The organism is Flavobacterium ichthyis (genome assembly GCF_009915155.1).
Classification (GTDB): domain Bacteria; phylum Bacteroidota; class Bacteroidia; order Flavobacteriales; family Flavobacteriaceae; genus Flavobacterium; species Flavobacterium ichthyis.
On sequence record NZ_JAABLM010000019.1, the window covers coordinates 24,871 to 34,632 of the forward strand.

8 protein-coding genes are annotated in these 9,762 nt (G+C 35.5%); all 8 read right to left on the bottom strand.

Going from position 1 to position 9,762, the window contains the following annotated elements:
• Positions 1-5 precede the first annotated feature (5 nt).
• The 8 genes from GV828_RS12425 to GV828_RS12460 are packed head-to-tail and all read right to left on the bottom strand — an operon-like array spanning position 6 to position 9,350.
• Complete coding sequence (locus GV828_RS12425) at positions 6-1,025, bottom strand: hypothetical protein (RefSeq protein WP_166537823.1); 1,020 nt, start codon at positions 1,023-1,025, stop codon at positions 6-8.
• 24 nt (positions 1,026-1,049) lie between these two features.
• Positions 1,050-3,125 (bottom strand): RHS repeat domain-containing protein, encoded by a 2,076-nt coding sequence (locus tag GV828_RS12430; protein ID WP_166537824.1) that lies wholly within the window; start codon positions 3,123-3,125, stop codon positions 1,050-1,052.
• Positions 3,126-3,136: 11 nt separating this feature from the next.
• A complete protein-coding gene (locus GV828_RS12435; protein ID WP_166537825.1) occupies positions 3,137-4,102 on the bottom strand; it encodes a hypothetical protein in 966 nt (321 codons plus the stop codon).
• A gap of 9 nt (positions 4,103-4,111) precedes the next feature.
• Positions 4,112-5,014 (bottom strand): hypothetical protein, encoded by a 903-nt coding sequence (locus GV828_RS12440; RefSeq protein WP_166537826.1) that lies wholly within the window; start codon positions 5,012-5,014, stop codon positions 4,112-4,114.
• Positions 5,011-5,946 (bottom strand): hypothetical protein, encoded by a 936-nt coding sequence (locus GV828_RS12445; protein ID WP_166537827.1) that lies wholly within the window; start codon positions 5,944-5,946, stop codon positions 5,011-5,013. The genes GV828_RS12440 and GV828_RS12445 overlap by 4 nt, the downstream gene beginning before the upstream one ends.
• A gap of 12 nt (positions 5,947-5,958) precedes the next feature.
• Positions 5,959-7,704 carry a hypothetical protein gene (locus tag GV828_RS12450; protein ID WP_166537828.1) on the bottom strand — a complete coding sequence of 582 codons (1,746 nt, stop codon included), beginning with the start codon at positions 7,702-7,704 and terminating at the stop codon, positions 5,959-5,961.
• 4 nt (positions 7,705-7,708) lie between these two features.
• A complete protein-coding gene (locus tag GV828_RS12455) occupies positions 7,709-8,341 on the bottom strand; it encodes a hypothetical protein (RefSeq protein ID WP_166537829.1) in 633 nt (210 codons plus the stop codon).
• A 40-nt stretch (positions 8,342-8,381) separates the two neighbouring features.
• The gene (locus GV828_RS12460) at positions 8,382-9,350 is read right to left on the bottom strand and encodes a hypothetical protein (protein WP_166537830.1); all 969 of its coding nucleotides are present in this window, start codon (positions 9,348-9,350) and stop codon (positions 8,382-8,384) included.
• Between the last annotated feature and the right edge of the window lie 412 nt (positions 9,351-9,762).

Genomic DNA, 9,762 nt, shown 5'->3' on the forward strand with positions numbered 1-9,762 from the left:
GGGAATTAGGGAAGTTGGTATTTGTCTAACATTGCTTCAAAAATGTGTCGCTTTTTATGCTGAAAATCGGTATTTCCCGTGACGGTTCCATCGGCATAAGTGATTTGAAAAAAGCCAATTCCTGCAATCTTTTTAGTCTTTACATCCACTTCTGCTTCGGCAATGATGTTTTTATGTTCATCGCGAAGAAATACCAACATTCGATAAGGTTTCAATTCTTCCGGATTTTTGGCATACGCCTGCAAAGTTTGATCAGAATACCCCTGCAAATCAAAGGGCAAATTATCTTTTGGCGCTTCGGCCTCAAAACGCTGAATGCCTTTCAACAGTTTGCTTTGAGCGATGCTGTCTTCGATGAGTTTAAATTTGATTTCCATTCCAATTTCATCCATTTCGTCTTTCAAATAAACCGTTGCGTAGAAATAGCTTTGCGGTGCTACAAAAGACAGAATTTCACGGTTTTCGAGATAAAAATAGTTAGTGATAATATCGGTTTCGCCCGGAACTTTTTGGCGGTGGATTTCTTTGTATAAATTTCCCTTCTGGCTGTAATGCCTTTCTGTACTGGATTTTACGCCATCAATTTCGGCATTGATTAAATTTAATTGTTTGTTTTGGTATTGAAAGTCGATATAACTTTTGGCACCATCTTTAAATCGAATTTTTTCTTTGGCTATGCGGTTTTCACTGTCGTATTCGTAGGTATAAGTCCGATTCAGGTACGGATTGCTGTGCTCCCAAATTTCCTGATGCAAACGACCTTTTTTGTAAACCGTTTTTGATTTCGCCCAGCTTTCGTCCAGAAAACTTTGGTTTTCGTAGCTTTCCAGATTTCCATCGGTATTGAAAACACGGATTAGTTGTTCGACCTTTTCTACGCTTTCGTCGTCAAAGCTGTAATAAATTTGTTCTACTTTTTGCACTTGCTTTTTGTAGCCATAATCCCGGTAGCTGATTTCGGGCAGGGATTGGGCGGAAGCATTTTTCAAAAAGAAAAGTAAACAGACAAAAATTAGGTTTTTCATTTGTGAAAATTTAAAATTGAATAATTAAAGGGGAATCAAAGGAATTAAATCCGGCTTTATATTTAGTTTGTCAAAATTGGAAATTTTAAATGTTTTCTTTCCGTTTTGGTAAACAAATCCTTCTTTGGAATTGGCAGGATTGACTTTTAATTCAAACTCGGCATTGGGAATTCTTTTTGCATTGACAATTAATTTATAGTTTTTATCCTGATCCACTTCTAAATAATTTATGCCGTTTTTTGCATCAGTAAAATAATACGAATTGTAAAAATTTCCTTTTCCGGATCTTTCGGTATAAGTTTTTTGTGCGGAAGGAATGAGGATGTTTTTTCCGGCATTTGGATTCCAAACATATAAATATTCCGTCTGGGCTAGTTTTTTACCTTTGTAGTAAACATCCATCCCGTTTCCTACGTATTTAATGATTGTTTCACCTTGATAGACAAAACCAGGCAATACTTTACCACCGTCTATCAATGATTTGTACACCTTATCAAAAAAATAATAAACACCCGGATCGTAATAAAAAACATCGTTACCATAATGGTCTTCTATATATCCATCGGGTTCCTTTATCTTCTGGTTATTTTGAAAATAATTCATCGTACCGTCCTGATTTTTCGAAATGGAAAAACTTTTGGCATATTCAGAATCGGTTTTATCATTGGCAGGGGTTTTCTGATTGATTTCAGAATTGGAGTTTGATTGAATTTTATCGGTTGAAGGATTAAATTTTCTTGCCTGATAGAATTTTTTATAAATCAGTTTCTCGCTATCATAATTGGTCAAAACATAGGTATTGACTCCTTTTACAGAGATAACGGGGTCAAAAGTGGCGGAATTGGCGATGTAACCGGAAATTTCATACGGTCCTTCCACGTAATTACCATTTTCAAAAAAGATGGTTGAACTACCACCTATCGTCACATACCATGGTCCTGAGATGGATTTCCCCGATACAGCGCTTAATTTCGTATCATTCTTTACCGGTAAATTTTCAAAAACAAATGCACGTCCATCTTTTTTGTGAACGGAAATGTATGCATTTAAATCACGGGTATAATTGGTGGTTTTCCAATCTTCAAAATTCCCTTCCCGATCATAAGGCTCAAATACTTTGATGTTTGTTCCGTTGTACAACAATATCAATTCATTGCTATTCACCAATTTTTCAAATGGGATTTTATCGCCGTCTTTGTGTGTTTTCGCATAGGTATTTGGGGCGTTGTAATAATTATTTGAAAAAGGATCATAAAATACATAATCATCAAAAAATCGTGTATAAAGTTGTATTTTAAGTTCTTTTCCATTTATGTATTGTCTCGGTATTAAAAAGGGCGTTTGTTTCTTTCCTTCATAAATATCATTTAGAACAAGAGAATAATTGTTTAATCCTTTATCGTATTCGTCATAATAAATAATATCGCGCGTTACGGGTTTTATCGGTTTGTTGTCGTATTCGCTTATTTTAGGTTTGTTGGTAGATGCGTCCAAAAATGTTTTGGATATCCAATTTCCTTTTTGGTCAAATTGATATTCATATTTTACGGACGGATATTCTTTGAAAACTTCAAGTATCTCGAGTCCGTTTTTAAAGTGTTTTTCACTTTCTATTTTTGTGCCTCCGATATCAATTCTATAAAGATTTAAAACCAAAATATCTCCTTTTGTAGAATATGTATAATCATTGCTTCTGGTCTTATTTTGAGCATCTTTATAACTCTCCTTTATCAATCTGTTTTTTGCGTCATAAACATAAGTGGTCACAGAAGTAGAATTGTATGAACTTTCCACTAAATTTCCTTTGCTGTCATATTTGTATCCGTAAACATTTCCTCTGTTATCCACAAATTCCACTACCCGACCTTGTGCGTCCTTTTTAATTTTCTCATTTCCATCAAACGAAAACCACTTTCCGTCACGGGTGTAATAATCCAAAATGCTTTCCTGCAACACACTTCCTTTCAGATCTTTATATTTCAAATCCGCCCCGCGAGGTATCGGATTTAAAGGAGCATTTTTCCAATCTATATTTTGTCCAAATCCCAACATTTGAATGCTGAGCATCCCAACTATTGCAATAATGAATTTCGTTTTCATAAAAATTTTTACTAATGGATGTGTTTCACTTTCATATCAAAAATCAAATCAAACTCTGTACTTCCGCTTTGGCTGCCGTCGCTGTATTTAATTTCTCTAAAAACCATTCTTCGCTGAACACCCAATTGCTTGTCAATTTGTAATCTTTTTGTCCAATCTCCGTTTTCATTTTTACTTTCAGCCGGAATGTCGAAGGTAATGATTGCACTCGGATTTGCGCTTAAATCACCTATGGTTTGCTGAAATTTCTTGGCATCTTCCTGTTTCATTTTTCGCAGGTTCAAGGCATAATTCAACGGATCATTTTCTGATATTTTTACAGTAAATTCAATGCGGCGCTCTTTGTCTTTCAATCGAATTTTATTTTTACCATCTTTTTGAAAAGAAGCCAACATATCATCACCATCGTACACAAAAATGGTTTCCGTCACCGTTCCTTTGGCGCTGGTTTCTTTTTCCGTAACGGTATTTTTTAGGTGGTCAAAGAAAGCTTCTTTTTTGCTTCCGTTTTGGTAGGTTCTTTGAATGGAACTGACCATTCCGTTTTTATCATACTGATAGGTGTCGGTAAAATTGGTGTAAACGCCTGAAGCTGTCACTTTTTCTAAAACACCATTTGCACCGTAATGCAGTTTTTGCTTCGAATTAAAATTTGATGACGAAGCAATAGTATTGATGCTGTCCAAAACACCGCTTGTATAAACATAATTATGAGCGGTTTCACTGGCGTATTTACCATAAATCCGCATATATTTTTGAATGATAAACCCTTCCTTATTAAACGAAATCACTTCCGCCATCACCGGTTCATACCCCAAACTATCGCTTTTGTAATAAGCAATTTTAGCAAAATCGGGCTGCTTTTGAAAACCATAAGATTGCCAATAGGTCTTGGGAGCTGAAAGGTGTTCGGCTTCCTGAGCTTTTAAGCCGAAACAAATGATTATAAAAAATAAAGTTGCAATAAATTTCATCATTTTAGATTTTTAGTTTCTGTATTCAATCGTTCTTCTGGTAATGGTGGAAAATTCCCATTTGCCATTTTTCATTTTGTAGTTTTTTCGTTCTGTCCAGTTGCCTTTTGCATCAAAAGTATATTCAAAACGTTTTTTATCTTTACCGTCTTCCTGAATTTTTTCCAAATCTTTGTAGTCGAATTCATCTCCCGCTACATCCACTTTCCGGGTTTTATAATGATATTTGGTAAGGCTGCTAATTCCCAAGTTGGTCACTGTTTTTTCTAATTTATTTCCAGTTTGATCTAATTGCAAACGATCGGTTTGATCTAAAATACCATCCAGATATGTTTTTTTTATGCGAAGTGTGGCAGCATCGGCAGCGGATTGAAACCAAAATTCTGTTTTCTTAGCTTCTTTATTTTCAGGCGTGAACACGGTTTCTTTGGTATAATCGTTATCATTCCCTTCGTATTTTACTTCAAAAACATCTGGTTGCGCAACATTTAATAAATAACGCGTTACTTTTATTTTTTCCACATCAAAAGAACCATTAGTATATTGCCATTCTTCAATAGTTTTCCGCGTGTTGGGATTAATGATTTTTACCGATTTTAATTCGTTGGAATACGCATCGGTGTATTGAAACCGGATATCAAAATCAGCATAACTGTTGTTATAATTAACAAACTGATAATCGGTTAATTGATATGTGCTGTTCCAACTTAAATAGGTTTCCAAAATGGGAAATTCTTCGTTTTCATCAATGGCAATTTCCTTCGTAGTCAGACTTTTTACCTGTGAAAAATCAATCAAATCCACGTGGTTACGAAACTCCCATTCGGTTGGATAATAGGGAATGAAATCTTGGGCAGTTGCAAAGCCGGCAACCATACAAAGTAAAATTGCGCTAATGTTTTTTATTTTTTTCATCTTGATAATTTTAAATATTTTTGATAGGTTTCCTGAAAGAAAACTTTTAGCTGCTCATCGCTTGGCGCATTGTATATTTTATCAGGTGTTTCAATGGTTCGAATGGTAGCGATTAGATTATTTTTTTTATTGTTGGCCAGGCTGTATTCAATTTGAGCCACCCATACATCGCCATCGTACAAATAAGAATACTGTTTTTGTCTTGAGATTTTTTTACCAGAATTTTTCGCCTCGGTTATAAAATCCACCACTTGTTTCAAGTCGCCATTTGGGTTGTAGTAATACAGTGTGAGCACCTTTACTTCCTCATCTTCTCCGGGCAAAACAAGGGTTTCGCTCTTCGTTAATTTTCCGTTGCTATCGTTCACGTAGCTGATATCAGACATCAATTTTTCGTCGTAATATTTTTTCAGGCGGTAACCTTCCTTTCCGTTATATTCTATTTGTTCGGTGCGTTTTCCGTGTACATTGTAAAACGATTTGCCTCGCAGTTCGCCCGCTTCGTTGTAAAACGAAATCGTTTTGTCTGTTCCTTCTGTAGGGTAAGTTCTATAAAATGTGGTTTTGTAGCCCTGTTTTTCGGTACGGTAAGTGTTGATTTTGCGTTCCGTTCCCGCATTGGAACTTTGGTGGGTTTCTTTACTTTTCAGATTGTCGTTTTCGTATTGATAATTTACTGTTGTTTTAACCATCGTGGTACTGTCTTCATATCGTAAACTGACGATTTTATCATTTTTAAAAGTATACACAGAGTAACTTGGTCGTACAGAAAACTGTTGCTGCGGAATAGAAAAATCGGCATAACGAATAACTGCTTTCACCGTGTTTTTTGGTAAATCGAAATCTTCGGGCTTGATGCTTTCTTGTGCTTTGGCTGTCAAGCCGAAGACACAGAGAAGCACAAGCAAATTATATTTTAGTACAAGTTTCATTTTACAATCAAATTAATTTGTTTTACTGCTATAAGAGCCACTGTATTTTTGAAGCCGTTCTTTCGATTTTTTACGAACGAAATCTCTTTGTTCATCGGTTAGGTTGGGTAATAACTTTGTTAAAGCTACACGCTGTGGCAATTTCATTAGTAATTCAAAAGCGGCATCTGGGCTTTTTGTGTAAACCTCTTTAAATATCGCGGTGTAAGACTGAATGATTTGATCAGCAGCATAACCTTTTTGTTCCCAACTTTTCAGTTGATTCTCCAAGTAACTTTTCAAACCATTCAGGTTCATTCGGTAAGCTGCCATATAGGCTCCGGCTTCGGCTGATAAACCGCTGTAAGGATCAACGTTATTAACCGTTGAATTGGCAACTTTTGTGTTGTTTTGTACTGTAATATTGTTATTTACTGTAGAAGTTTTAGTTATGGTGGAGGCATTATCGTTAATACCCAAATAACTGAATAGACCATTTACAAACATCCCAACTTGGTTGTGGTATAATTTCCTTATTGTTTCATCGGAAGATTGTGGGTAAAGCATAATGGCTTTGCCATTCTTATTCAGTATAGCGCTAATTAGCTCAATAGTTAAATGATTATCTCCAATAATATACCTGATGTTTAAAGTGCCTTTATCTTGCTCCGAAATTTTTTGTGTCCATATTCCATCAATTTGGTAGGTTTTGGTTGCTCCGCCCACAAAACTGTAAGTGCCCAGCTTTTTGAGGTTGTCGATATATTTATTAATTGCAGTGAGTGCTGTTTCCTGGTTGTATTTTCCGTTGTACAATCTTGTCTCCGTAGTCTGACTAATTAGTTCAGTCGTTTTTATTGTAGAAGTAGTTTGAACAGTATTACTTTCCTTTGGTTTCTTTGGCTTAGCCACACTCAGAATATTGTTGTAATATGTGATGTTTACCGGATAGAAATCTTGTTTTAACCGAATGACAAATTGACCTCTTAGATTATTATATTGATCGACCATTACGCTGACAATATTTGGATCAAATGCCTCCAAACCGGCTTCATCAAAAGAAAACTTCTTCGGGTTATTAGATATTTGTTCTCTTTTTTGTCGGACAAATGAAGAGGTAATCAGCGGAATACTTCCTTTGGTTGCCAGTTTTCCTTCTTTATAAATGTGCATCGCAACATCCCAACCTCCTCGGTTATTTTTTGTATATGTAAACTTAAACTCTTCGGTTTCCATTACACCTGTAGCAGCGTGAGGATCAGTAATTTTTTCGGAGATAACCTGACCAAGTGTATTGTAAACAAATTCCTGCCGGTAAATTACTTTACCGTTTTTATCTTTATTTATGACTGAAATCAGGCGGTCATTATTGTCATAACTGCAAATCATCGAACCATTTTTAGTCACCAAACCTTTATCATTTACTGTTATTGATGTTTTGCTTTCGTAGGTTTTTGCCCCTTTACTGTCAAGGAATGCAGTGATTTCACTTATCAGTTTTCCTTTGGCATCATATTGATAAGTGAATTGTATTTTGTTTGTTCCCGCAGCTTGCGAGGTAATTTTTTCCACCAATTTTCCTGATTCATTAAAATGCAAATAGAAAATCTCACCACCTCTGCTTTTAGCACTAAACTCCTTAATAGGTCCGTTAACGTTGAAATGATTGGTAGTATAAAAAACAGCGGCAGGATTGAGCGGGGCATTTTTCCAGTCGATAGTCTGTGCTGAAAGATTTATATTGAAAAAAATCAGCAATAATAGGATCGTAGTTTTCATTGTCTTAGTTTTTTTGAAGTTGATTGTCTGATTTTGTTAAATACTGTATCATTATTTTCAGCAGCAGAAACGGAAGCACTATCAATGCAGAACCCCAGCGATTTTCGGGCGTGAATATTTCGGGATAATTTCTCACCACAAAAAACATCACCACACCGCCAACAATAATCGAAATGTGCAAAACAATAGCATTGGGGCTGAAAGCACTTAAATAAATGGATATGGGCTGTTTGGTTTTATGCAGCAAAATTCTTTCAATTAAAATAAAAATAAGATTGCCATTGAAAAACCAATTCTGAAAAAACAAAACTTCCATATTGGTAAAAATGATATCGTGATTGCCTGATCCTGCGATAAATCCGAAAAAAACCACAATAAACACCCAGTAAATTCCCATCAAAAACAAACTGCTAAATTCAAATCGTTCGTTGTTTTCGCAAATTGCATTTTCATTTCGGTTTCTGAAATAAAAATCTACTGCCAACTGCACCAAAGCATTCCACCAAAAGAAATAAATAAGGTAAAAAACAGTAGTTTTTCCATTAAGTACAGATAATAAAGTAAGGCTAAGAAAGATAACGAGATCCCACTTTCTGTAACTTTTTATTTGATGGTTGAGGCTAGATTGCAGTGACATCGTAAATAGTTTTTAATCTAAAATTAAAAAATCAGATCCACTATCTATAATATTTTGAATGAAATTCGTTGAGGTGATGTTTTAGAAACATATCAATAGCCTGTTCAGCTCCTTTTTCATATTTTTGAGCATCCACCGGAACTATTGCAGCTTTAGCTGTGGCTTTGTTTTTTGCCGAATACAATGTTCCGAAAGCTGTTTTTGTTCCCCAATTGTCGTAATCAGAAGCTACGTAATTGGAGATTTTTTCTTCCTTGATTACACCGTCAATATCTAAATCTTTTTTCAGGACACCCTGATATTCTGCCAAAGGAGAACCACCGATTTTATTACGACCAACTATGAAATGGGCAATTGTATTATCTTCAGACAATACCAGATTTGTTTTGGCTACCACATTGGCTCCGATACCGCTTTTGCTTGAAGCTCTTGTGTTTACAAATTCTACGTATAAATCTACACGAACCACAGTTGCATCATTCAGCTCTTTAGAAAGTTTTGTGGTATTTTCAGTCGAGCCTTTTTCTTTGTAGAAGAAACCTACGTTTTGCGGATGGACCGTAACAGCACCTTCTAGAATATTTGAAGGAGTCATATTTAAGTTGGTACTGTACTGATATCCTTTATAGAAATCTGTGTTTTTTCCTTCTTCTGCTGCCATTACATTAAAGCCTTTTGATTTTAAATCTGATATGAATTGTGCATACGCATCATTTGTAATGTTTTGCAGTGTTTTTTCTGAAATATCCAAACCAACCGCCAATGAGGCTTTTGCAGCACCCATCACGGCACCAAATATGCCCGAACCGCCTTTCTTGGAAGCAGATTTCTCGCTATACACCTGATAATGCACCGCAAAGTCTGCGATATACACATTTTTATTATCAAATTTTGGTTTTTCCAAACTTACAGGACCGGCTTTTCCCGGCTTAAAATCGCCTAAAGTTTGAGCATTTACGGTAGAAATTCCCATTAAAACTGCCATCGAAAGTAGTAATTTAGTTTTCATTGCTGTATATTTTAAATTGTTACTATGCAATATTATTTAAAACAACAAGGCAATAAAATGGGGCAAATGCACCATTATTATGGCTAAAATAAAACTTTATACAATGTTACTTACGCTATAATTTTAACCGTTTATTAGATACTACAAATATTTAAAGCAAATAAATCCTCAATCAAAAAAGAACTGAGGCTTGTAAAGAACGATGCCTGATACCCACTTCAATGCCTATTAACTCTTCCACTGGATTTCGATCGTTAGTCCACTTATTTTAGGACAATAAAAGAGCAAATAAAAAAATCCTCATCATTTCTGATGAGGATTTTAAAGAAAGGCGGCGGATCGAGCCCGAAGGTCGACACGCCGCACCTATAAAAAAAAGAAGCCCGCTCTTTTCAGAGCGGGCTATCTTAAA

Coding starts and splice junctions, on each gene's coding strand:
- GV828_RS12425 (WP_166537823.1), bottom strand. CDS start 1,025: ATGAAAAACCTAATTTTTGTCTGTTTACTTTTCTTTTTGAAAAATGCT.
- GV828_RS12430 (WP_166537824.1), bottom strand. CDS start 3,125: ATGAAAACGAAATTCATTATTGCAATAGTTGGGATGCTCAGCATTCAA.
- GV828_RS12435 (WP_166537825.1), bottom strand. CDS start 4,102: ATGATGAAATTTATTGCAACTTTATTTTTTATAATCATTTGTTTCGGC.
- GV828_RS12440 (WP_166537826.1), bottom strand. CDS start 5,014: ATGAAAAAAATAAAAAACATTAGCGCAATTTTACTTTGTATGGTTGCC.
- GV828_RS12445 (WP_166537827.1), bottom strand. CDS start 5,946: ATGAAACTTGTACTAAAATATAATTTGCTTGTGCTTCTCTGTGTCTTC.
- GV828_RS12450 (WP_166537828.1), bottom strand. CDS start 7,704: ATGAAAACTACGATCCTATTATTGCTGATTTTTTTCAATATAAATCTT.
- GV828_RS12455 (WP_166537829.1), bottom strand. CDS start 8,341: ATGTCACTGCAATCTAGCCTCAACCATCAAATAAAAAGTTACAGAAAG.
- GV828_RS12460 (WP_166537830.1), bottom strand. CDS start 9,350: ATGAAAACTAAATTACTACTTTCGATGGCAGTTTTAATGGGAATTTCT.